Origin of the sequence: Enterobacter sp. DSM 30060, from assembly GCF_013375955.1 — a bacterium.
Taxonomy (GTDB): domain Bacteria; phylum Pseudomonadota; class Gammaproteobacteria; order Enterobacterales; family Enterobacteriaceae; genus Enterobacter; species Enterobacter intestinihominis.
This window is the reverse complement of record NZ_CP056118.1, coordinates 75,731-98,406: the sequence shown is the minus strand read 5'-3', so window position 1 is coordinate 98,406 and position 22,676 is coordinate 75,731. Positions and strand designations below refer to the sequence as shown.

General features: G+C 56.8%; 23 protein-coding genes. 13 read left to right on the top strand and 10 right to left on the bottom strand.

Going from position 1 to position 22,676, the window contains the following annotated elements:
• Positions 1-6 precede the first annotated feature (6 nt).
• Entirely contained in the window at positions 7-1,017 is a 1,011-nt protein-coding gene (gene mglC, locus HWQ15_RS00415; RefSeq protein WP_022648694.1) for a galactose/methyl galactoside ABC transporter permease MglC, read from the top strand.
• A 127-nt stretch (positions 1,018-1,144) separates the two neighbouring features.
• Here mglC and sanA read toward each other — a convergent pair whose 3' ends face one another.
• The 4 genes from sanA to HWQ15_RS00395 all read right to left on the bottom strand — a co-directional run bounded on the left by sanA (position 1,145) and on the right by HWQ15_RS00395 (position 4,083).
• Entirely contained in the window at positions 1,145-1,855 is a 711-nt protein-coding gene (gene sanA, locus HWQ15_RS00410) for an outer membrane permeability protein SanA (RefSeq protein ID WP_022648693.1), read from the bottom strand.
• Between the two features lie 127 nt (positions 1,856-1,982).
• The gene (gene cdd, locus HWQ15_RS00405; RefSeq protein WP_022648692.1) at positions 1,983-2,867 is read right to left on the bottom strand and encodes a cytidine deaminase; all 885 of its coding nucleotides are present in this window, start codon (positions 2,865-2,867) and stop codon (positions 1,983-1,985) included.
• A gap of 128 nt (positions 2,868-2,995) precedes the next feature.
• Positions 2,996-3,691: a CidB/LrgB family autolysis modulator gene (locus HWQ15_RS00400; RefSeq protein ID WP_022648691.1), complete on the bottom strand. Its 696-nt coding sequence runs from the start codon at positions 3,689-3,691 to the stop codon at positions 2,996-2,998.
• The gene (locus HWQ15_RS00395) at positions 3,688-4,083 is read right to left on the bottom strand and encodes a CidA/LrgA family protein (protein WP_063148502.1); all 396 of its coding nucleotides are present in this window, start codon (positions 4,081-4,083) and stop codon (positions 3,688-3,690) included. Before HWQ15_RS00395 ends, HWQ15_RS00400 begins: the two co-directional genes overlap by 4 nt.
• Before the next feature lie 168 nt (positions 4,084-4,251).
• On the opposite strand from HWQ15_RS00395, the gene dusC reads away from it, so the two are divergent.
• A complete protein-coding gene (gene dusC / locus HWQ15_RS00390; protein ID WP_023306604.1) occupies positions 4,252-5,187 on the top strand; it encodes a tRNA dihydrouridine(16) synthase DusC in 936 nt (311 codons plus the stop codon).
• Between the two features lie 45 nt (positions 5,188-5,232).
• Here dusC and yohP read toward each other — a convergent pair whose 3' ends face one another.
• The gene (gene yohP, locus HWQ15_RS00385) at positions 5,233-5,316 is read right to left on the bottom strand and encodes a small membrane protein YohP (protein ID WP_000698460.1); all 84 of its coding nucleotides are present in this window, start codon (positions 5,314-5,316) and stop codon (positions 5,233-5,235) included.
• 205 nt (positions 5,317-5,521) lie between these two features.
• Here yohP and mdtQ point away from each other — a divergent pair, with 205 nt between their 5' ends.
• Positions 5,522-6,940 carry a multidrug resistance outer membrane protein MdtQ gene (gene mdtQ, locus HWQ15_RS00380; protein ID WP_063148503.1) on the top strand — a complete coding sequence of 473 codons (1,419 nt, stop codon included), beginning with the start codon at positions 5,522-5,524 and terminating at the stop codon, positions 6,938-6,940.
• A gap of 50 nt (positions 6,941-6,990) precedes the next feature.
• Positions 6,991-7,755, top strand: a complete 765-nt coding sequence (locus HWQ15_RS00375) for an SDR family oxidoreductase (protein ID WP_063148504.1) — start codon at positions 6,991-6,993, stop codon at positions 7,753-7,755.
• Positions 7,756-7,822: 67 nt separating this feature from the next.
• On the opposite strand, the gene HWQ15_RS00370 is transcribed toward HWQ15_RS00375, so the two are convergent.
• Positions 7,823-8,395 carry a DedA family protein gene (locus HWQ15_RS00370; RefSeq protein ID WP_063148505.1) on the bottom strand — a complete coding sequence of 191 codons (573 nt, stop codon included), beginning with the start codon at positions 8,393-8,395 and terminating at the stop codon, positions 7,823-7,825.
• A 157-nt stretch (positions 8,396-8,552) separates the two neighbouring features.
• Here HWQ15_RS00370 and HWQ15_RS00365 point away from each other — a divergent pair, with 157 nt between their 5' ends.
• Both HWQ15_RS00365 and pbpG read left to right on the top strand, forming a co-directional pair.
• Positions 8,553-9,140 carry a Yip1 family protein gene (locus HWQ15_RS00365; protein ID WP_003859296.1) on the top strand — a complete coding sequence of 196 codons (588 nt, stop codon included), beginning with the start codon at positions 8,553-8,555 and terminating at the stop codon, positions 9,138-9,140.
• Between the two features lie 167 nt (positions 9,141-9,307).
• Positions 9,308-10,231, top strand: a complete 924-nt coding sequence (gene pbpG, locus HWQ15_RS00360) for a D-alanyl-D-alanine endopeptidase (RefSeq protein WP_032623916.1) — start codon at positions 9,308-9,310, stop codon at positions 10,229-10,231.
• A gap of 105 nt (positions 10,232-10,336) precedes the next feature.
• Here pbpG and HWQ15_RS00355 read toward each other — a convergent pair whose 3' ends face one another.
• Positions 10,337-10,891, bottom strand: coding sequence for a GNAT family N-acetyltransferase (locus HWQ15_RS00355; protein ID WP_022648685.1), 555 nt, complete (start codon positions 10,889-10,891; stop codon positions 10,337-10,339).
• A gap of 102 nt (positions 10,892-10,993) precedes the next feature.
• The gene (dld, locus tag HWQ15_RS00350) at positions 10,994-12,751 is read right to left on the bottom strand and encodes a D-lactate dehydrogenase (protein WP_063148506.1); all 1,758 of its coding nucleotides are present in this window, start codon (positions 12,749-12,751) and stop codon (positions 10,994-10,996) included.
• A gap of 189 nt (positions 12,752-12,940) precedes the next feature.
• On the opposite strand from dld, the gene bglX reads away from it, so the two are divergent.
• From bglX to HWQ15_RS00325, 5 genes are all read left to right on the top strand, one after another.
• On the top strand, positions 12,941-15,238 hold the full coding sequence (gene bglX, locus HWQ15_RS00345; RefSeq protein ID WP_045620888.1) for a beta-glucosidase BglX: 2,298 nt from the start codon (positions 12,941-12,943) through the stop codon (positions 15,236-15,238).
• Between the two features lie 136 nt (positions 15,239-15,374).
• Positions 15,375-16,292 carry an ABC transporter substrate-binding protein gene (locus tag HWQ15_RS00340; protein ID WP_045620887.1) on the top strand — a complete coding sequence of 306 codons (918 nt, stop codon included), beginning with the start codon at positions 15,375-15,377 and terminating at the stop codon, positions 16,290-16,292.
• 12 nt (positions 16,293-16,304) lie between these two features.
• Complete coding sequence (locus tag HWQ15_RS00335) at positions 16,305-17,462, top strand: ABC transporter permease (protein ID WP_063148507.1); 1,158 nt, start codon at positions 16,305-16,307, stop codon at positions 17,460-17,462.
• Positions 17,455-18,405 (top strand): ABC transporter ATP-binding protein, encoded by a 951-nt coding sequence (locus HWQ15_RS00330; protein ID WP_063148508.1) that lies wholly within the window; start codon positions 17,455-17,457, stop codon positions 18,403-18,405. The genes HWQ15_RS00335 and HWQ15_RS00330 overlap by 8 nt, the downstream gene beginning before the upstream one ends.
• Complete coding sequence (locus HWQ15_RS00325) at positions 18,389-19,126, top strand: ABC transporter permease (protein WP_022648679.1); 738 nt, start codon at positions 18,389-18,391, stop codon at positions 19,124-19,126. The genes HWQ15_RS00330 and HWQ15_RS00325 overlap by 17 nt, the downstream gene beginning before the upstream one ends.
• Here the strand turns inward: HWQ15_RS00325 and HWQ15_RS00320 are convergent.
• Positions 19,101-19,214, bottom strand: a complete 114-nt coding sequence (locus HWQ15_RS00320) for a protein YohO (protein WP_022648678.1) — start codon at positions 19,212-19,214, stop codon at positions 19,101-19,103. The two genes, HWQ15_RS00325 and HWQ15_RS00320, sit on opposite strands and share 26 nt — an antisense overlap.
• A gap of 68 nt (positions 19,215-19,282) precedes the next feature.
• Positions 19,283-20,023 (bottom strand): HTH-type transcriptional regulator MlrA, encoded by a 741-nt coding sequence (gene mlrA, locus HWQ15_RS00315; protein ID WP_022648677.1) that lies wholly within the window; start codon positions 20,021-20,023, stop codon positions 19,283-19,285.
• A gap of 218 nt (positions 20,024-20,241) precedes the next feature.
• Here mlrA and HWQ15_RS00310 point away from each other — a divergent pair, with 218 nt between their 5' ends.
• Together HWQ15_RS00310 and btsR are read left to right on the top strand one after the other, a co-directional pair.
• Positions 20,242-21,927 (top strand): sensor histidine kinase, encoded by a 1,686-nt coding sequence (locus HWQ15_RS00310; RefSeq protein ID WP_063148509.1) that lies wholly within the window; start codon positions 20,242-20,244, stop codon positions 21,925-21,927.
• Positions 21,921-22,640 (top strand): two-component system response regulator BtsR, encoded by a 720-nt coding sequence (gene btsR, locus HWQ15_RS00305; protein ID WP_022648676.1) that lies wholly within the window; start codon positions 21,921-21,923, stop codon positions 22,638-22,640. Before HWQ15_RS00310 ends, btsR begins: the two co-directional genes overlap by 7 nt.
• Positions 22,641-22,676: the final 36 nt, after the last annotated feature.

Sequence of the window (22,676 nt, the reverse complement as noted above, 5' to 3'; positions counted from 1 at the left end):
CTCCTCATGAGTGCGTTAAATAAAAAAAGTTTTCTCACTTATCTGAAAGAAGGCGGTATTTACGTTGTTCTTTTAGTCTTGCTGGCGATAATTATTTTCCAGGACCCAACGTTCTTAAGTCTGCTGAACTTAAGTAATATTCTGACCCAGTCTTCCGTACGTATTATCATCGCACTGGGCGTGGCAGGGCTCATCGTTACCCAGGGGACAGACCTTTCGGCAGGGCGCCAGGTGGGTCTGGCGGCGGTTATTGCGGCAACCCTGTTGCAGTCGATGGAAAACGCCAACAAGGTGTTCCCGGAGATGGCGACCATGCCGATTTTCGTGGTGATCCTGATCGTATGCGCCATCGGCGCGGTAATTGGCCTGATTAACGGCATCATCATTGCTTACCTGAACGTGACGCCATTCATCACCACGCTTGGCACGATGATCATCGTTTATGGTATCAACTCCCTGTACTACGATTTCGTCGGCGCGTCTCCAATCTCTGGCTTCGAAAGCGGCTTCTCGACCTTCACGCAGGGGTTTGTTGCGCTGGGCAGCTTCCGTCTCTCCTATATCACCTTCTATGCGCTGATTGCGGTGGCGTTCGTCTGGATCCTGTGGAACAAAACCCGCTTCGGTAAAAACATCTTTGCTATCGGCGGCAACCCGGAAGCGGCGAAAGTCTCCGGCGTCAACGTGGCTCTGAACCTGCTGATGATTTATGCCCTGTCCGGTGTGTTCTACGCCTTCGGCGGGATGCTGGAAGCAGGCCGTATCGGCTCTGCCACCAACAACCTCGGTTTTATGTACGAGCTGGATGCGATTGCGGCCTGCGTGGTCGGCGGCGTCTCCTTCAGCGGCGGCGTGGGTACCGTGCTGGGCGTGGTGACCGGTGTGATCATCTTCACCGTGATCAACTACGGCCTGACCTACATCGGCGTGAACCCGTACTGGCAGTACATCATCAAGGGCGCGATCATTATCTTCGCGGTTGCCCTGGATTCACTGAAGTACGCGCGTAAGAAATAAGTTCTTCAGAATGGAAAGGCCCGCTCACGTAGCGGGCCTTTTTTTGCCCGGTGGCGCGACGCTTACCGGGCCTACAAAATCGCGATCGTAGGTCGGGTAAGGCGAAGCCGCCACCCGACATCAGTTATTACTTCTTCTGCATTTCCAGCAGCTGCTCCGGCGTCACCGCCGGATAACCTTGCGCATTTTCAGGCACTTCGTGCATCGTTGGGATCGGCACCAGCGGGCCTAAAAAGCGCGGTTCACGCTTGAACAGGTACAGGTCAGCCAGCGCGCCAAAACGAGCGCCAAACTCGCGTACGCGCACGCTCAACATATCCTTTGGCGACGGCACGGCGTAGCACTGGGCCTGGATCCCCATATGAAGGGCGATAAACAACGCCCGCTCGCAGTGGAAACGCTGGGTGATGATGATGAAATCATTGGTGTCGAACACCTTGCGGGTACGCACGATGGAATCAAGCGTGCGGAATCCGGCGTAGTCGAGCACGATATCGGCCGGGTCGACGCCTGCGGCAATCAAATCTTTGCGCATCGTCACCGGCTCGTTATAGCTTTGCAGGGCGTTATCGCCGCTTAACAGCAGATAGTTCACCTTGCCGCTGTTATAGGCGTTCAGTGCGCCCTGAATACGATACCGGTAATACTGATTGATGACGCCGGTGCGGTAATACTTGGCGGTGCCAAGCACCACGCCAACCTGGCGGTAGGGGAGGTCCTGTAGGTCATCAAAAATGTAGGGAGCTGTTTTCCAGCTCATCCAGCGGTCGAGACCCAGCACGATCAACAGCAGTATGCCGACCAGGACAGACAGGCTGTAAAACACGCGCTTTAACATGCAGATGGCTCGTACCGATGATGAAATTTCCCTCAGGCTACTGTACCCGCCTGGTTAGCGCAAGAAACAGCGATTCAACTGAGGGGTTTTTCGTCAGACTGGCGGGCAGATCTGCCCGCCGAACAGATTATGCCAGCAGCACGCGGTCGATGGTTGAACAGCCCAGCGCTTTCAGCGTGGCTGCGGTCGCGTCCCACTGGATCAGCGGTGCATCGGCCTTTTCAGCGAGGATCGCGCGCTGAATATCCGGGTAGTCATACCCGTTCAGGCTGAGCAGGTTCAGGGCGCCCTGGAGCGGAGGCAGCGTCGGGTTAAACGCGGCGTTCTCTGCATAGCTGCCGGTGAAGATGCGGCCGTCGCGGCACTGAAGGGCGACGCCGCTTGGTGATTTGCTGTATGGGGTGTGGCTTTTATTGGCGGCGGCAATGGCCGCTTCGCTGAGCGCATCCCCTGAGAGCGCGTAACCGTGGTCCTGCTCATCCATCAGCAGGGTTTTGATCTCAAGATCTTTAGGGCCAAAAGCATCCGGCAGGTAATCACCCAGCGTATGCGGCGCGCGTCCCGGCAGGTTGATACGCAGTTCAAGACCGCTGTTCAGCTCATTCATAAACTGGCGGCAGTGGCCGCAAGGGGTATAGTTGACGGTGATGGCGCGCAGGGCCTTTTCGCCGCGCAGCCAGGCGTGACTGATGGCACTCTGCTCCGCATGAACGGTTTGCTGCATGGTCGCACCGAGAAATTCCATGTTCCCGCCGAAGTACCAGGTCCCGCTCACGCCGCGCGCAATTGCGCCTACGTTAAAATGGGAAAGGTCAGCGCGGGCGCAAGCAGCCGCCAGCGGCAGCAGGGCGAAAGCCAGCGCGTCTTCGTCCAGCCCCGTTGCCTGTTTAAGCGTCGTGACCTGATCTGCCGTCAGCAGGGCGGGGAAATGCGCATCCGCCAGAACCGGAGCCAGGGCTGATTGCAAATTCTCTGCAAGCTGAGAGAAAGCAGCTTGAAAACGTGGATGCATGACGTTGCCTCATCAAGGTTAATGGATCGGTAGTGTACGGAGCCGTACGGCCTTTATATGTGATCCAAATCTCATTATGTATGCAACTTATGAAATGAAAATGAAATTTGCGCGACGCATCGCAAATTTTAGCCCATTACTGCCAGAATAATCGGGAAGATAAACGGCGCGAGCAGGGAGGTTATAATCCCGCAGATCACCAGTGCCAGCGAGCTGAATGCCCCTTCCTGATAATCCAGCTCCGCGCAGCGTGCGGTGCCCAGCGCGTGCGAGGCGGTACCCATCGCCAGACCGCGCGCCGCTTTGGTACGAATTTTCATGATATTCAGCAGCGTATGACCAAACACCGCGCCCAGGATACCGACGAAGATCACGCACACGGCGCTGATGGCCGGAATGCCGCCGATGCTGCCGCCCACGGCCATGGCAATCGGCGTAGTAACGGATTTAGGCAGGATAGAGGCGGCGATCTGCGGCGATGCGCCCATCAATAAGGCCACCGAGGTACCGGTGATCATCGCAACAAGGCTACCCACAAAGCAGATGGTAATGATGGATTTCCAGCGCGCGCGGATCTGATGCAGTTGCTCATATAAAGGAAACGCCAGCGCCACCACGGCAGGCTGCAACAAATCGTTGAGGATCTTGCTCCCGGCGAAGTAACGTTCATAAGAAATGCCGGTGAGCAGCAGAAAAGGAATAATCACCACCATGGCGACCAGCAGCGGGTTGAGCAACGGCATTTTGAAACGAACCGCAAGCTTACGTGCAGCAAAGAACACCACCAGGGTTAACGGCAGGGACCACCAGATATTCGCCATCATTTTTTTGTTTTCTCCCCGACCACTTTACGTTCGCCATGCACAATATGTGAGCTCCAGCTGACGACCAGGAAAACTACCAGCGTACTGATGGCGCAGGAGACCACTATCGGGCCGAACTGCGCCTTAAGCACATCGTAAAACTGCATAACCCCAACGCCGATAGGCACAAAAAGCAGGGCCATATAGCGAATGAGAACGAAGCACCCCGGGTTGACCCATTTCGCGGGCAGCACCTGTAATGCCAGCAGCACAAACAGGATCAACATGCCGATAATGCTGCCGGGGATGGTAATAGGCAGCAGCGACGCGATAAAAATGCCGGCGTACAGGCAGGCATAAATCAGGACGAAGGCGCGAAGGTATTGCCAGATAGTATTCAGTGATTTGCTCATGGTGAAAGTCCTTGCTGAGACGTATTCATCATACAATTAAACCTGAAAATGTGCCACGGATCACATCATGAATTTTGGGCATACCAGACATTCCAGAATGGAACGCCGGGCTTTCAACATACATAGAGAGCAGCTACTATAGCGCGTCTTTTTTCACAGGTACTCAGAATGCGTGTTTTACTGGCCCCGATGGAAGGCGTGCTCGACTCTCTCGTGCGCGAGCTGCTTACCGAGGTGAACGATTACGATCTCTGCGTGACGGAGTTTTTGCGCGTAGTCGATATGTTGCTGCCAGAAAAATCATTTTATCGTCTCTGTCCGGAACTGCATCGTCAGAGCCGCACCCCCTCCGGTACGCTGGTGCGCGTCCAGCTGCTCGGCCAGTATCCTGAGTGGCTGGCGGAAAACGCCGCCCGCGCGGTAGCGCTTGGCTCGTACGGTGTCGATCTTAACTGCGGCTGTCCGTCAAAGCTGGTCAACGGCAGCGGCGGCGGGGCGACGTTACTCAAAGATCCGGAATTGATTTATCGCGGCGCAAAGGCCATGCGTGAGGCGGTGCCATCGCATCTACCGGTGACGGTCAAAGTGCGGCTGGGATGGGACAGCGGCGACAGGCAGTTTGAAATTGCCGACGCGGTGCAGCAGGCGGGCGCCACCGAGCTGGTGGTGCACGGGCGAACCAAAGAGGATGGTTATAAAGCCGAGCGCATTAACTGGCAGGCGATTGGCGAGATCCGCAAACGGCTTACTATTCCGGTGATTGCTAACGGCGAAATCTGGGATTATGAGAGCGCGCAGGCCTGCCTCAAAGAGACCGGCTGTAATGCCGTGATGATTGGCCGCGGTGCGCTGAACGTGCCGAACCTCAGCCGGGTGGTGAAATACAATGAGCCGCGGATGCCGTGGGCGGACGTGGTGAAACTCCTGCAAAAATACACGCGGCTGGAAAAGCAGGGCGATACCGGGTTGTATCATGTCGCGCGCATTAAGCAGTGGCTGAGTTATTTACGGAAAGAGTACGACGACGCGCTGGGATTATTTCAGGAGATCCGTACGCTACAGACGTCGGCGGATATTGCCCGTGTGATCCAGTCGAAGCACTGAGTGAAGTGTGAATAGGTTTGCCCGGCGCGGAGCCGGGCAAACGTATCAGAAAATCATTTTGAATACGCCGGTTACCACCAGCAGCCCTATCAGAAATATAATCAAAATAGCCCACAATAATATTTTCATTCGCCTCTCCTGCGTATGTCTGTCGCCAGTAAGTGTAGCAGTCAATTCATAATTGGTATGAATAGGTGAAATTAAATCATTCGCTTGGGGAATAAATTTCCGGATATGAAAATGTATAACAATATGCGGATTGCCACGCGTTACTAAAAAACGGAACGTCAGTAAGCGTAAGTTGCGCCTTTATTTTTTTTGAGTTTATGGCGTAATGAAACGTTCTCTTACTTTATCTCTGAGTGCTCCCCTTATTTTTATGCTGTCCGCCTGCGCGCCGGAACATGCCACGGTGTCTCCAGTGAAAACGCAAGCCGCCGCCGCTGCTGTAAATACCCAACTAAGTCATGCCGACTGGCCAAAAAACGAATGGTGGAAAGATTTTAATGACCCTCAGCTTAACGCGCTGATTGCTAAAGCGCTGGCGGATGCACCGGATATGCAAATTGCCCGGCAGCGCATCACCCTGGCAGAAGCACAGGCGAAAGCCACTGTCGCTGCTGATGGTCCACAAATGGATTTTTCCGCAGATGTGGAACGGCAAAAGATGTCGGCAGAGGGGCTGATGGGGCCATTCGCCCTGACTGACCCGGCGGCGGGGACAACCGGACCCTGGTACACCAACGGCACCTTTGGTCTGACGGCCGGATGGGATCTGGATTTATGGGGTAAAAACCGCGCCCAAATTGAGGCCCGCATCGGTAAAGTGAATGCGCAAAAAGCGGAGCTGGAGCAGACCCGCCAGCTGCTCGCCAGCAGCGTCGCGCGGCTGTACTGGGACTGGCAGACCGAGGCCGCGGTGGGTGACGTGCTCGCGCAGATCAAACGGGAGCAGGAAAATATCATCGGTGCCGATCGTGAGCTTTATCAGCACGGCATTACCTCCTCGGTGGAAGGGGTTGAAACAGATATCAATGCCAGCAAAACCGATGAACAGCTCGCTGACGTGCACGGCAAAATGAAGGCCATTGAGGCGCGTCTGAATGCATTGACCAATACCCCTTCAGTCACGCTCGCCCGGCATGCCTTACCTGACGCAGAGGCGTCGCTGCCGTCAACGCTCGGTTATGAGCTGCTGGCTCGCCGCCCGGATTTGCAGGAGGCGCACTGGTATATCGAAGCGTCCATGAGCGAAGTGGATGCCGCCAGAGCCGCGTTCTACCCTGACATCAATTTGATGGCGTTCTTACAGCAGGATGCGTTGCACCTTAGCGACCTGTTCCGCTCATCTGCTCAGCAAATGGGCGTAACCGCGGGGCTGACGCTGCCAATTTTTGACAGTGGTCGGTTGAATGCGAACCTGGATATCGCCCAGGCGCAAAACAACCTTTCCGTGGCGAACTACAACAAGGCCGTAGTGGACGCCGTAAACCAGGTTGCCCGGACGGCCAGCGAAGTGGAAACCCTGACCGCCAAAAATCAGCACCAGCAGCAGATCGAAAAAGATGCGGCGCGCGTCGTTGCGCTGGCACAGGCGCGCTTCAGCGCGGGGATCATTGCCGGCTCGCGGGTGAGTGAAGCAAAAATTCCGGCGCTCAAAGAGCGTATTGCCGGGTTGATGCTGAAAGGTCAGTACGTGGATGCTACGCTCCAGCTCACCTCCGCGCTGGGTGGCGGATATCATCACAGCTAAAATCGCGCATTATCTATACTTACCTCTTTGCAGATTTTCAGGAGGTGAGTATGACGCGAGTCGCAATTGTTACCGCATCGGATTCAGGAATTGGCAAAACGACGGCCCTGATGCTGGCCGAACGCGGGTTTGATATCGGGGTGACCTGGCATTCAGATGAGGAAGGGGCGCTGGCAACCTGCCGTGAAATTGAAGCGCGCGGGCAGCGTGCCGAGGCCATCCAGCTCGACTTAAGCAATTTGCCGGAAGGCGCAAAGGCCATTGAAACCCTGATTACGCGTTTCGGGCGGCTGGATGTGCTGGTAAACAATGCCGGGGCGATGAACAAAGCGCCATTTCTGGACCTGTCGTTTGACGACTGGCGGCACATATTTACCGTTGACGTGGACGGCGCGTTTCTCTGCTCGCAAATCGCGGCGCGTCAGATGGTGAAGCAGGGAGAAGGGGGACGGATCGTGAACATCACCTCGGTGCATGAACATACGCCATTGCCGGACGCCAGCGCCTATACGGCGGCCAAACATGCGCTGGGCGGGTTAACAAAATCGATGGCGCTGGAGCTGGTTAAACATAAGATTCTGGTGAACGCCGTTGCGCCTGGTGCGATCGCCACGCCGATGAATGATATGGACGACAGCGAAGTGAAAGAAGGTTCAATGCCGGAAATCCCGCTGGCACGGCCAGGGCATACCAAAGAAATAGCCAGCCTGGTGGCGTGGCTGTGTGACAGCGACGCCAGCTACACCACCGGGCAGTCGTTTATCGTCGACGGCGGTTTTATGCTGGTGAATCCGCAGTTTAAGCCAGCAGAATAAACATTCCCCTCACCCTACCCCTCTCCCCTTTGGGGAGAGGGGTAGGGTGAGGGGCAGCAGGCCGCACTCACTCTTCATCCCGCCGCTTTTCACGATGCTTGAGCCACAGCCGTACCCCAATCATCACCGCAACAACCAGGATCAACCAGACCCAGTGTTTAAGATGCTGATCGAGATTATGCAGCCACGGGCCTATCACTTCGCCACCCACGTAGCCAAGCGTGGTAAAAATCAGCGCCCAGGCAATCGCCCCGATAATGTTCAGCGGCAGGAAAATTTTCGGCGGTAAGCGGCTCGCGCCAATCAGTATTGGCCCAATGATGCGAAAGCCATACATAAAGCGGGTGCCAATCACAAACATATAGGGATGCCGCTGGATAAGCCGCTGAGCACGACGAATTTTCTTTTGATGCTTAGCAAAACGTTGTAAAAGCGTCGGACCAAAGCGCAGACCCAGAAAGTAGAGCAGCTGGTCGCCAATCATACCGCCCAGTGCGACGGCGGCGACCACCAGCGGGAATTTCAGCAATCCCTGATGTGCGGCCACTCCGCCCAGCAGCGTGATGGTTTCACCCTCTGCCACGCTGCCGATGACCAGCGCGGCGTATCCATATTGTTCAATAAGACCGTTGATATCCATTAAGTAAATGTCGTCTCCCTTACTGTGCCTGCGTTAATCATATACCCCATCCATCAACCACGCGGCAATCAACGGAAATTTCCCACTGTACATAAAATAATCTAAAGCCTGCATTATACTTTAGCTATCGCTGACGGGCCGACAACAAGGGGGCGTTATGAACCATGTCTGGGGACTTTTCTCCCATCCCGATCGTGAAATGCAGGTCATCCGTAACGAGAACGAAACGGTCGCGCATCACTATACCCACCACGTCCTGCTGATGGCAGCGGTGCCGGTGGTCTGCGCGTTTATTGGTACTACGCAAATAGGCTGGAACTTTGGTGACGGCACCGTGGTTCAGCTTTCCTGGTTTACCGGACTGTACCTGGCCATTCTGTTTTATGGCCTGATGCTGGCCGGGGTGGCGGTAATGGGGCGGGTCATCCACTGGATGGCGCGCAACTATCCGCAGCGCCCGTCGCTGGCACACTGTATGGTCTTCGCCGGATACGTCGCGACCCCGCTGTTCTTAAGCGGTATTGTTGCGCTCTATCCACTGGTCTGGCTGTGCGCGCTGATCGGTACGGTTGCCCTCTTTTACACCGGTTATCTGCTGTATGTAGGAGTGCCAACCTTCCTCAACATCAATAAAGAAGAGGGCCTGAGCTTCTCCAGCTCTACGCTTGCCATCGGCGTGCTGGTCCTTGAGGCGCTACTGGCCCTGACAGTTATTCTTTGGGGTTATGGATACCGTCTCTTTTAAGTCCCCTGCATTGCTGGCGTAAATGCCAGCAATGCAGCATCTGGTTATGATTCTCCGCTGGCGACAACGCACGGTGACCGCTATGATGCCGAAGCCAGCCTGTGTTTATCCGTCGACACAGGCGGTGTACGTCATAACGTGCGTGAATCATTATCAGAAGTCTCATCATGCTGAAATTTCGAGTGTCACTCCTTAGTCTTGCGCTACTGTTGGGCGTCTCCGCTACCGCGCCAGCCATCGCCAAAACGCCCGCAGTTGCCATCGCTGCTGCGCAACCCCAGATTGCGTCCGGCAGCGCGATGATCGTTGACCTGAATACCAACAAGGTGATCTACGCCAGTCACCCGGATCTGGTGCGCCCGATCGCTTCCATAACCAAAGTCATGACCGCGATGGTGGTGCTTGATGCACGACTGCCGCTGGATGAAAAGCTAAAAGTGGATATCAGCCACACGCCAGAGATGAAAGGGATCTACTCTCGCGTGCGTCTGAACAGTGAAATCAGCCGTAAAAATATGCTGCTGTTGGCGCTGATGTCCTCAGAGAACCGCGCGGCGGCGAGCCTTGCCCACCATTATCCTGGCGGTTACGACGCGTTTATCCGCGCGATGAATGCCAAAGCCAAAGCGCTGGGGATGAAAAATACCCATTTCGTGGAGCCAACCGGTCTGTCGATCCATAACGTCTCGACGGCGCGTGATTTAACCAAGCTGCTGATCGCCAGTAAGCAATACCCGCTGATTGGTCAGCTCAGCACCACGCGTGAGGAGATGGCGACATTCTCGAACCCGGCGTATACGCTGCCGTTCCGCAACACTAACCATCTGGTGTATCGCGATAACTGGAATATTCAGTTAACCAAGACCGGATTCACCAATGCGGCAGGGCACTGCCTGGTGATGCGCACCGTGTTTAACGGTAAACCAGTGGCGCTGGTGGTGATGGATGCCTTCGGCAAATATACCCACTTTGCGGATGCCAGCCGCCTGCGCACCTGGATTGAAACCGGGAAAGTGCAGCCGGTGCCGGCTTCAGCGCTGGCGTATAAAAAGCAGAAAGCGGAACAGATGGCGACGGCGCAGAACGACTGAGTCGCCTGTCTGTGCCGGGTGGCGGCTTCGCCTTACCCGGCCTACGGCCCTAAAGCGGCCCCGATACGTAGGCCCGGTAAGCGGAGCGCCACCGGGCGAAAGCGCCTACTCCGGCAGCGTCCAGTCACCATCGTTGAGTGGACGCTGCATGATCAACGTATCCCGCCAGTCGCCCTTCTTATACCCTACGCTGCGCAGTTGACCGACAACCTCGAAGCCATGTTTTTTATGCAGCCGTAACGATCCCGCATTATTGTTTCCGTCACCGACCACAGCAATCATCTGCCGCCAGGGACCTTGCTCGCACCGTGCAATCAGGGCATCCATCAGCGCCGAGCCAAACCCGCGCCCGGTGGTGCTGGCATCCACATAGATGGATTCCTCAAGGGTGTACCGGTAGGCCTGACGTGGACGATAAAACGTGGCGTAGCAGTAGCCGACGACAATGCCGCGATACAGCGCAACCAGCCACGGTAAACCGCTGTCGGTCACACTCTTCATCCGCTGACGCATCTCATCGACGGTGGGGGGAACTTCCTCGAAGGACGCACGGCCATGAAGCACATGCCAGGCGTATATCGCCGAGATGGCATGTGCATCGTCAGGAAGGGCGTCGCGCACCTCGATTTCAGTTTCGGGTAAAATCTCTACAGCCGACATGTTCTGCCCGCTCCTTGTTTGGAAAGCCAGAGAAACGTTTCTCTGGCAACAGGCAGATACTCTAGTACGATTGAGGAGAGCTTAACAATCTCTTAAATTTGGCTATAGGCGTTCATCAGAGGCTTGCGTATTGTGCTCCTCTGTTTCGGCACTCTCTTTCCAGTATTTCTTCCGCGTTGTCTTACCAATGCCGGGGTTCATACTGTTTGTAGGGTCATTTTTGCGATAAAACTGTTTAAGCGTCTCCGGCGCTTTGTACAAATGCCCCACGTTGTGCTCGGCAGGATATTGCGCGCCACGCTCGTGCAGCAACGCCAGCATCTGCTCTTTCAGCGCGTGTGCATCAACCCCTTTTTTCACGATGTAATCCTGGTGGAAGACATAGCACATAAAGTGGCCGTAATAGAGCTTATGCACCAGCTTGCTGTCGATCTCCGGCGGCAGATGTTCAAACCACTCGGTATCGTTGCGACGCAGGGCGATATCCAGCGCCAGAATATCCTCCACTTCTTCGGAATGCACCGCCTGATAACGGATAGCGGCACCCGCCGCGGCGAAACGATGCAGGAAGGCTTTGCTGCCTTCTTCCGGCGTGCAGGCAAAGAAATCCCCGTCGGCGGTTTTGAAGAATTCGGTGAGCCAGCTCTGCGCTTCGTCAATTCCGTCCCCGGCCATTTTCAGCAGCAGATGGTGCTCATACTTGTCGCGCCAGGTCTTCATCCGCTCCGGTAAATGCGCCGGGAAGACGTTGCCCAGCTTCTGCATAAAGCGGTCGGTGAAGTGCGGCTTGAAGAGCGACACTTTCTCCAGCATCGCATCGGTGCGGCCCTTCATGGTGAAGAAGAACGGCATTTTGTCGGTGCCGAGCTTGTCGATCATCAGGAAGGTATCTTTGCCGTAGCGCTCGGCGATGTCGTAAATGTCCCGGTGCATATACTCGCCCGCCACCGGCAGGTGAGTGAACTCGGCCAGAATATGACGGCGGATCTCCGTCAGCACCTCCGGCTGATTGGTGCCGATGTAAAACACCTGCTGCTTTTTCTCTGCCGGGAAGGTATCGAGGCGCACCGCAAAAACGGCCAGCTTGCCCGCGCAGCCGGAGGATTCAAACAGGCGATCCGGATCGGCGTTATAGCGCGCTGGCGTATCGGCATTGATATCGCGCACGCGGGTGATGTAATCGTGGTCATGCGCGTGACGGCCATCGTGCTGAACGTCTTCGTCCTTCACGCGGTCATCGTCAAGTTTGCTGAGGATCTGCTCTGGCGTTACACCCAGATCGATCCCCAAATGGTTAACCAGCGTCAGCTTGCCGTTTTCATCGATACGGGCAAACAGCGACATCTCCGTGTAGGCCGGGCCGCGCTGCACCAGCGAGCCGCCGGAGTTATTGCAGATCCCGCCGATCACCGAGGCACCAATGCACGAAGAGCCGATCACCGAGTGCGGTTCGCGACCCAGCGGCTTAAGCGCCTTTTCCAGCGAGTAGAGCGTGGTGCCGGGGAAGGCGAGTACCTGTTCACCCTTGTCCAGCAGGTGCAGTTTGTCGAGGCGCAGGGTGCTGATAATCACGATGTCACGATCGTAATCGTTGCCGTTCGGCGTGGAGCCTTCAGTCAGGCCGGTGTTAGCAGCCTGCATTAAAATAATCTTGTCTGCCGCAACGCAGGCGCTGAGCACGCGCCACAGTTCGAGCAACGTACCGGGGAAGACCACCGCCAGCGCGTCGCCCTGGCCGGAGCGAAAGCCCTTACGGTAGCGGGCGGTTTTGGCCGGGTCGGTAAGCAGGTGAGAGTGACCAACCAGGCGCGACAGTTCGTTAATAAAAGTAGTGTTATCGTTAGTTCGAACAGAAGACATCTTCCACTCCTTGTGGTGGGGCAAATTTCTCGCTGTAAAGCATAGCGCGATTAGCCGTTGAGCGGTCGGGTATTCATGAGAAAAATCAGAGAATAACCCTGCAAGGTTTTCAGGCTTTGTGGCACACTGCGCTTTTCGCACGGTCTGGCCGGGTGCTTCCCGCGGTTATTGATGAGAGAGAATAACAACATGAAATGGCTATGTTATGTAGGTGTCGCCGTCAGCCTGGCGCTGCAACCTGCGCTGGCAGAGGATTTGTTTGGTAATCACCCGCTCACGCCTGAAGCCCGCGACGCCTTTGTCACGGATTTACTCAAAAAGATGACGGTCGATGAGAAAATCGGCCAGCTGCGCCTGATAAGCGTCGGCCCGGATAACCCGAAAGAAGCCATTCGCGAGATGATCAAAGACGGGCAGGTAGGAGCCATTTTTAACACCGTTACCCGCCAGGATATCCGCAAAATGCAGGATCAGGTGATGGAACTGAGCCGCCTGAAAATTCCGCTGTTCTTCGCCTACGACGTGGTGCACGGCCAGCGTACCGTCTTCCCGATTAGCCTCGGCTTAGCCTCCTCCTTTAACCTCGATGCGGTGAAAACCGTCGGGCGCGTATCGGCATATGAAGCCGCAGACGACGGCCTGAACATGACCTGGGCGCCGATGGTAGACGTCTCCCGCGATCCGCGCTGGGGCCGTGCTTCGGAGGGCTTTGGGGAAGATACTTATTTAACCGCCACGATGGGCAAAACCATGGTGGAAGCGATGCAGGGCAAAAGTCCGGCAGATCGTTACTCGGTGATGACCAGCGTCAAGCACTTCGCCGCCTATGGCGCGGTAGAAGGCGGCAAAGAGTACAACACCGTGGACATGAGTCCGCAGCGCCTGTTTAACGACTATATGCCGCCGTATAAAGCGGGGCTGGACGCGGGTAGCGGCGCGGTGATGGTGGCGTTGAACTCTCTCAACGGCACGCCTGCCACCTCCGATTCGTGGCTGCTGAAAGATGTGCTGCGCGACCAGTGGGGCTTCAAGGGCATCACCGTTTCGGATCACGGGGCGATTAAAGAGCTGATAAAGCACGGCACAGCGTCTGACCCGGAAGATGCGGTACGCGTGGCGCTCAAGTCCGGCATCAACATGAGCATGAGCGACGAATACTACAGCAAATACCTGCCGGGGCTGGTGAAGAGCGGCAAGGTGACGATGGCGGAGCTGGACGATGCCGCTCGCCACGTGCTGAACGTGAAATATGACATGGGGCTGTTTAACGATCCTTACAGCCATCTGGGGCCGAAGGAATCTGATCCGGCGGACACCAATGCTGAAAGCCGCCTGCACCGCAAAGAAGCCCGCGAAGTGGCGCGCGAAAGCCTGGTACTGCTGAAAAACCGTCTCGACACGCTGCCGCTGAAAAAATCCGGCACCATTGCCGTGGTCGGTCCGCTGGCCGACAGCAAGCGTGACGTCATGGGCAGCTGGTCCGCCGCAGGCGTGGCGGATCAGTCCGTTACCGTGCTGACAGGCATTAAGAGCGCCGTGGGTGATAATGCAAAAGTGGTTTACGCCAAAGGCGCAAACGTCACCGACGATAAAGACATCGTGACCTTCCTCAACCAGTACGAGGAAGCGGTGAAGGTGGATCCACGCACGCCGAAAGAGATGATCGACGAAGCGGTTAACGCCGCGAAGCAGTCCGACGTGGTGGTCGCCGTGGTGGGTGAAGCGCAGGGGATGGCGCACGAAGCCTCCAGCCGGACCGACATCACGATCCCGCAAAGCCAGCGTGACCTGATCGCGGCCCTGAAAGCCACCGGCAAGCCGCTGGTGCTGGTGCTGATGAACGGGCGTCCGCTGGCGCTGGTGAAAGAAGACCAGCAGGCTGACGCCATTCTGGAAACCTGGTTCGCCGGTACCGAAGGCGGTAACGCCATTGCCGACGTGCTGTTTGGCGATTACAACCCGTCAGGCAAGCTGCCGATGTCCTTCCCGCGCTCCGTCGGGCAGATCCCGGTTTACTACAGCCACCTGAACACCGGTCGTCCGTACAACGCCGACAAGCCGAACAAGTACACGTCCCGTTACTTCGACGAGGCTAACGGCCCGCTCTATCCGTTTGGCTATGGCCTGAGCTACACCACGTTTAAGGTCTCTGACGTGAAAATGTCGGCGCCGACCCTGAAGCGTGACGGCAAAGTGACCGCCAGCGTGGAAGTGACCAACAGCGGCAAACGCGAAGGCGCGACGGTGATCCAGATGTACGTTCAGGATGTCACGGCCTCCATGAGCCGTCCGGTGAAACAGCTGCGCGGCTTCGAAAAGGTCAACCTGAAACCGGGCGAAACCAAAACGGTCAGCTTCCCGATTGACGTAAATGCACTGAAGTTCTGGAATCAGCAGATGAAATACGATGCCGAGCCTGGCAAATTCAACGTCTTCATCGGCGTGGATTCCGCCCGCGTGAACAAAGCCGAGTTCGAACTCCAATAATCTTACCTTCCTCCCCATCCCCCGCCTGGCGGGGGATGCCTCTCATCTGGTACGAAAAACGGTTAAATTCACTGTTTTAAGCTACGCTTTTCTCTCAAGCCTATGAAAAAGGCCACAAAATAATGAGGAAAGTAGAATGACGATTATTAAGGGGATAACAGGGTCGGCGGTGCTTCTGGCGGCGCTGAGCCTGCCGTTACAGGCCGCAGAGCCGGTTAAGGTGGGTTCCAAAATTGATACCGAGGGCGCGTTGCTCGGCAATATCATTTTGCAGGTGCTCGAAAGCCACGGCGTGAAAACGGTCAATAAAGTGCAGCTTGGCACTACGCCTGTCGTGCGCGGTGCTATCACTTCCGGCGAGCTGGATATCTACCCGGAATACACCGGCAACGGGGCATTCTTCTTCAAGGATGAAAACGATCCGGCCTGGAAAAATGCCAAAGCCGGGTACGAAAAAGTCAAAAAGCTGGACGCGGAAAAAAATAAGCTGGTCTGGCTTACACCGGCACCGGCCAACAACACCTGGACCATCGCGGTGCGCAAAGATATCGCCGAGAAAGGCAAGCTCACCTCGCTTGACGATCTCAGCCGCTACCTGAAAGAGAAGGGCGAGTTTAAGCTCGCGGCCTCGGCAGAGTTTATCGAGCGCGCTGATGCCCTGCCAGCGTTTGAAAAAGCTTATGATTTCAAGCTCGATCAGGCACAGCTGCTCTCTCTGGCGGGCGGCGACACGGCGGTGACCATTAAGGCGGCGGCGCAGCAAACCTCCGGCGTCAACGCGGCGATGGCTTACGGCACCGACGGCCCGGTCGCGGCGCTTGGTCTGCAAACCCTGACCGACCCGAAAGGCGTTCAGCCAATTTACGCCCCAACCCCGGTCGTGCGCGAGGCGGTGCTGAAAGCCTACCCGGATATCGACGATTGGCTCAAACCGGTGTTTGAAAAACTGGATGCGAAAACGCTGCAACAGCTGAATGCCAGCATTGCCGTAGAGGGGCTGGATGCCAAAAAAGTGGCTGCCGACTTCCTGAAACAACAAGGGCTTGTGAAGTAACGGGATAAGGCTGTGCCAATAAAATGTCATAACCGCGTCCTGCTGCTGTTGGTCTGTGTGGCCATCGTGGCGGTCGCGTTACCTTTTGTGAATGTCGCGCCAAACCGTCTGGTGTCGGGCGAACCGCGCGCGCTGTGGCAGATCTGGGCATTTACGCCGCTGCTGCTGGGCGCGGCGCTGGCGAGTACCGTAGTCTTAGCCTTCTGGCCGGGGCGAACCGCGCTGTGGCTGACGCTTCTGCTCAGCGAAGCGCTGTTTATCGTACTGTTCTGGAGCGCGGGACAGGCGGCAACGCAGATGGCCTCGGTTGAAAGCCCGCTGGCGCGCACGTCGATTGGCAGCGGCCTGTGGCTGTGGCTGGCACTCTGCCTGCTGGCCTGTAGCGATGCCATTCGCCGCCTGACGCCGATACCTGTGTGGCGCTGGCTGCTGAACGCGCAATTCTGGGTTATGCCCCTGCTGATCCTCTTCAGCGGCGATCTGAATCAACTCTCGCTGTTAAAAGAGTACGTCAACCGCCAGGAGGTGTTTGACAACGCGCTGGCGCAACATCTGACGATCCTGTTCGGGACGCTGGTCCCGGCGCTGCTGCTGGGCGTGCCGCTGGGCATGTGGTGCTACCGACATCCCAGCCGCCAGGGTGCCGTCTTTACCGTGCTCAACGTTATTCAGACCATCCCCTCCGTTGCCCTGTTTGGCCTGCTGATTGCCCCCCTCGCCGGTCTGGTTAAATCCTTCCCTGCGTTGGCCGCGGCAGGCATCGCCGGAACCGGGCTGACCCCGGCGCTGATTGCCCTTGTGTTGTATGCGCTGCTGCCACTGGTGCGCGGCGTGGTGGCGGGCTTAAGCCAGGTTCCGCCCGACGTGCTGGAAAGCGCCCATGCGATGGGGATGAGTGCGCGCCAGTGTTTCTGGAAAATACAGCTGCCGCTTGCGCTTCCGCTGCTGGTTCGCAGCCTGCGGGTGGTGACGGTGCAAACCGTGGGGATGGCGGTGATTGCCGCGCTGATCGGGGCGGGCGGCTTTGGGGCGCTGGTGTTCCAGGGGCTGCTCAGCAGCGCGCTGGATCTGGTGTTGCTGGGCGTTGTGCCCACGATTGCGCTGGCGGTCGTTCTGGATGCCCTGTTTGCCCTGTGGCTCGCGCTGCTCAGGAGAAGAGCCAATGATTGAATTTCATGATGTGAGTAAAACCTTTGCGGGCCGTCCGGCGGCAAGCCATCTCAATCTGCATTTTGCCGAGGGGGCGTTCTCGGTATTGATCGGGACGTCGGGGTCGGGAAAATCGACGACGCTGAAGATGATCAATCGGCTGGTGGAGCACGACAGCGGGACGATTCGCTTTGCCGGAGAGGAGATCCGCAGCCTGCCGGTGCTGGAGCTGCGGCGGCGTATGGGCTACGCCATTCAGTCCATCGGCCTGTTTCCCCACTGGACGGTGGCGCAGAACATTGCCACCGTGCCACAGCTGGAAAAATGGTCCCGGGGGAAGATCAATGAGCGTGTCGACGAGTTGATGGCGCTGCTGGGCCTGGACGCGTCGCTTCGCGACCGCTACCCGCACCAGCTTTCCGGCGGACAACAGCAGCGGGTCGGGGTGGCGCGCGCGCTGGCCGCTAACCCGCAGGTACTGCTGATGGATGAGCCCTTCGGCGCGCTGGATCCGGTCACCCGCGGCGCACTTCAGGCCGAGATGAGCCGCATCCACCGTATTCTCGGGCGCACCATCGTGCTGGTGACGCATGATATCGACGAAGCACTGCGGCTGGCCGATCGTCTGGTACTGATGGATCACGGCGAAGTCGTCCAGCAGGGTACGCCGCTTGAGCTGTTAACGTCGCCGGCAAACGATTTTGTGCGTGAGTTCTTTGGCCGCAGCGAGCTGGGTGTCAGGCTGCTCTCGCTGCGCACCGTCAGGGACTATCTGCGTCCGCAGGATGCGCAAATCGTTGGTGAACCGCTGTATGACGGGATGAGCCTGCGCGATGCCCTTTCGGCGTTTGTCGCCCGGCAGTGTGAGGTGTTGCCCGTTGCGGACGGGCAGGGTACGCCATGCGGGACGATCCATTTTCGCGATCTGCTGGCGGGGGAGGTGACGCGTGAAGTGGGTCCGTGATCCGTTACTTTGGCTGACAGGGCTGTTTATCGCCTTACTCTACCTGATGCCGCACAGCGCGGCGCTGTTTAATGCGCTTATTCCCGGGCTGCCGCGCCCGGTGTACCAGCAGGAGAGCTTTGTTAATCTCACCCTGGCGCACTTCTGGCTGGTAGCGGCGTCAAGCGTGATTGCCATCGTGCTGGGCACAGGTGCCGGTATTGCGGTGACGCGGCCTGCGGGCAGGGAGTTCCGTCCGCTGGTGGAGACCATCGCCGCAACGGGGCAGACCTTTCCGCCGGTGGCCGTGCTGGCGATTGCAGTGCCGGCGATCGGTTTTGGGCAGGAGCCTGCCATCATTGCGCTGATCTTGTACGGCGTGTTGCCCATTCTGCAAGGGACGCTGGCGGGCATTGCGGCGGTGCCTGCATCGGTGCTGAGCGTAGCGGAAGGGATGGGAATGAGCGCCTGGCAGCGGCTGCTGAAGGTTGAACTGCCGCTGGCCGCACCGGTGATTATTGCCGGTGTGCGGACGTCCGTGATCATCAACATTGGTACGGCAACCATCGCATCGACGGTCGGGGTCAATACGCTGGGGACGCCAATCATTATTGGGTTAAGCGGGTTTAACACGGCCTATATTATTCAGGGGGCGGTTCTGGTTGCGCTGGCGGCGATTGTGGTGGATCGCCTGTTTGAACGCCTGGCCGGATACCTCAGCCAACACCGCCGCGAACAATAAACGAGTAACCTGCAAGCATAACGCCACCGATACCGCTGACGGCCATCAGTGCAAAAAGGGTAATTACGGCCAGTTTCGTTGCCTTCATCATGCGCTCCTGTTGTTAACGGAACAATTATACGGTGAAGCGCAGCTGTTAATGAACCATTAAATGCGTTACAACGCATTTGGCCCCAGCGAGTAAACGGGATAACCATGTTCGCGCCATTCCGTCAGGAGCTGCTGCTGGGAAGCGGAGGGGACTTCGCCGCACCAGACCAGCAGCGTCTGTCCCTCAAACAGTTCCGGTCTGAGCTGGGCCAGGGAGTGGGCAAGCACGTCAACGCGCCAGCCCTGCTGGGTGGCAATCCAGGCTTCGAGCCACAGCCGGGTGGTATCGTGGACGTTCCAGCCGATCACCAGCGCATCTTTGCTGTTTTTATTCCGCGCTGAGGCAAGACAGACGGAAATATAGTTAATCAGCACGCCATCAAGCATGCTGAGCAGTGCCTGTAAGGTGGTTTGCTGACACTGAAGCCGACGCCGTAGGGGAATAAAAAGATGGGTGATCAGGGTTTGCGCGGGGTAGTCTCGACCCTGTTCTTTGATCCAGCCGCGCAGACGCTGCAAATTGCCGGTCTGCAACAGCCTCAGCAGCGTTTCCTGCTGCTCGCGCCAGAGATGCTGCGTATCAGGATCGTCCTGGCTCAGAAGCGACTTCACCTTGCCTACCTGTACGCCATTGTCGATCCAGCTTTTGATCTCGCGGATCCGGTCAATATCCGCATCGTTAAACAGGCGGTGCCCGCCGTCCGTTCTTTGCGGCTTAAGCAATCCATACCGTCGCTGCCACGCCCGTAGCGTAACGGGATTGATATCACACAGGAGTGCCACTTCACCTATCGTGTAAAGCGCCATTTTCGCCCCCAGGCTTGCGCGTCCCCAGCTTAACTGTAGACCCACTTTGCGGAACCAGGAAGATTTGATTCTTTTTTGTACAAATTATACGAAAGACAGGTTATCTCCGGCAAAAGGTGTGATGACGGACACGATTTATCGCTTTTTTGGCACGTTTCAAAGAAAGTTAACCGCCATCAGTGTATGTTACGCGTTTTTAGAATGTGCGGTTTGTGAGTATGTACGAGTTTAATCTGGTGCTGCTGTTGCTTCAGCAGATGTGCGTGTTTCTTGTCATCGCCTGGTTGATGAGCAAAACGCGCCTGTTCATTCCGCTGATGCAGGTCACCGTCCGTCTGCCGCACAAATTCCTCTGCTACGTCGTATTTTCCATATTCTGCATTATGGGGACCTGGTTTGGTCTCCATATTGAAGATTCCATCGCCAATACGCGCGCCATCGGCGCGGTAATGGGCGGGCTGCTCGGAGGCCCGGTCGTGGGCGGTCTGGTGGGGTTAACCGGCGGCCTGCACCGCTATTCGATGGGCGGTATGACGGCACTAAGCTGCATGATCTCCACCATTGTCGAAGGGCTACTCGGTGGTCTCGTCCACAGCTATATGATTAAGCGCGGACGGCCGGATAAAGTGTTCAGTCCCCTTACCGCCGGGGCGATTACCTTCGTGGCGGAAATGGCGCAGATGGCGATCATCCTGCTGATCGCGCGCCCGTTTGACGATGCGTTACATCTGGTCAGCAGCATTGCCGCACCGATGATGGTCACCAATACCGTAGGTGCGGCGCTGTTTATGCGCATTCTGCTCGACAAACGCGCCATGTTCGAAAAATACACCTCGGCATTTTCTGCCACCGCATTAAAAGTTGCGGCGTCGACGGAAGGGATCCTGCGGCAGGGATTCAACGAGGAGAACAGCATGAAGGTGGCGCAGGTGCTGTATAAAGAGCTGGATATCGGGGCCGTGGCGATTACCGATCGCGAAAAGTTGCTGGCGTTTACCGGTACCGGGGACGACCACCATCTTCCAGGTAAGCCGATCTCCTCGGCCTACACTTTGCGCGCTATTGAAACGGGTGAAGTGGTGTATGCCGACGGGAATGAAGTGCCGTACCGCTGTTCCCTGCATCCGCAGTGCAAACTTGGCTCTACGCTGGTTATTCCCCTGCGGGGCGAAAACCAGCGCGTCATGGGCACCATTAAGCTTTACGAAGCCAAAAATCGCCTGTTCAGCTCCATCAACCGCACGCTGGGGGAGGGTATCGCCCAGCTGCTTTCGGCACAAATCCTGGCGGGGCAGTATGAACGGCAAAAAGCGCTGCTGACGCAGTCAGAAATTAAGCTCCTGCACGCTCAGGTGAATCCGCATTTCCTGTTTAACGCGCTCAACACGCTGAAGGCGGTGATCCGCCGCGACAGCGATCAGGCCGCGCAGCTGGTGCAATTTCTGTCGACATTTTTCCGCAAAAACCTGAAGCGTCCCTCGGAGATCGTCACCCTCGCGGACGAGATTGAGCATGTAAACGCCTATCTGCAAATTGAAAAAGCGCGCTTCCAGTCACGATTACAGGTGTCGTTATCCGTCCCGGATGAGCTGGCGTATCAGCATCTTCCGGCCTTTACCCTGCAACCGATTGTGGAGAACGCCATTAAGCATGGGACGTCGCAGCTGCTGGGAACCGGAGAAATCATGATTTCCGCTTCCCGTTTTAACCACCATCTGGTGCTGGATATTGAAGATAACGCGGGGCTGTATGAAGCCTCCGCGTCAGGCGGTCTGGGCATGAGCCTGGTGGATAAACGCCTGCGCGCACATTTTGGTGATGACTGCGGTATCACCGTCACCTGTGAGCCAGACCGCTATACCCGAATTACCTTACGATTGCCGCTGGAGGAGAGCGCATGTTAAGAGTGCTGATTGTTGATGATGAGCCGTTAGCACGGGAAAACCTGCGTGTCCTGTTGCAGGAGCAGAGTGATATTGAGGTCGTGGGCGAATGTGCCAATGCCATTGAAGGCATCGGTGCTGTGCATAAACTGCGCCCGGACGTGCTGTTCCTTGATATTCAGATGCCGCGCATCAGCGGTCTGGAGATGGTCGGCATGCTCGACCCGGAGCACCGTCCCTATATCGTCTTTCTGACGGCCTTTGATGAGTACGCGGTAAAGGCGTTTGAAGAGCACGCGTTTGATTATCTGCTGAAACCGATTGAAGAGAAACGCCTTGAAAAGACCCTGACCCGTCTGCGCCAGGAGCGTACCGCGCAGGACGTGACGCTGCTGCCGGAGCATCAGCAGCCCCTGAAGTTTATCCCCTGTACCGGGCACAGCCGGATTTACCTCCTGCAAATGGACGACGTTGCCTTTGTCAGCAGTCGTCTGAGCGGGGTATACGTCACCAGCGCTGAAGGCAACGAAGGCTTTACCGAGCTTACGTTACGCACGCTGGAGAGCCGCACGCCACTGATTCGCTGTCATCGACAGTATCTGGTGAACATGGCGCACCTGAAGGAGATCCGCCTGGAAGATAACGGCCAGGCCGAACTGGTGCTACGTGCAGGGCAAACCGTGCCCGTCAGTCGTCGCTATCTGAAAAGTTTGAAAGAGGCGATAGGGCTGTAAAACTGGTACACTGCGCGCCATTGCATCATCGACATT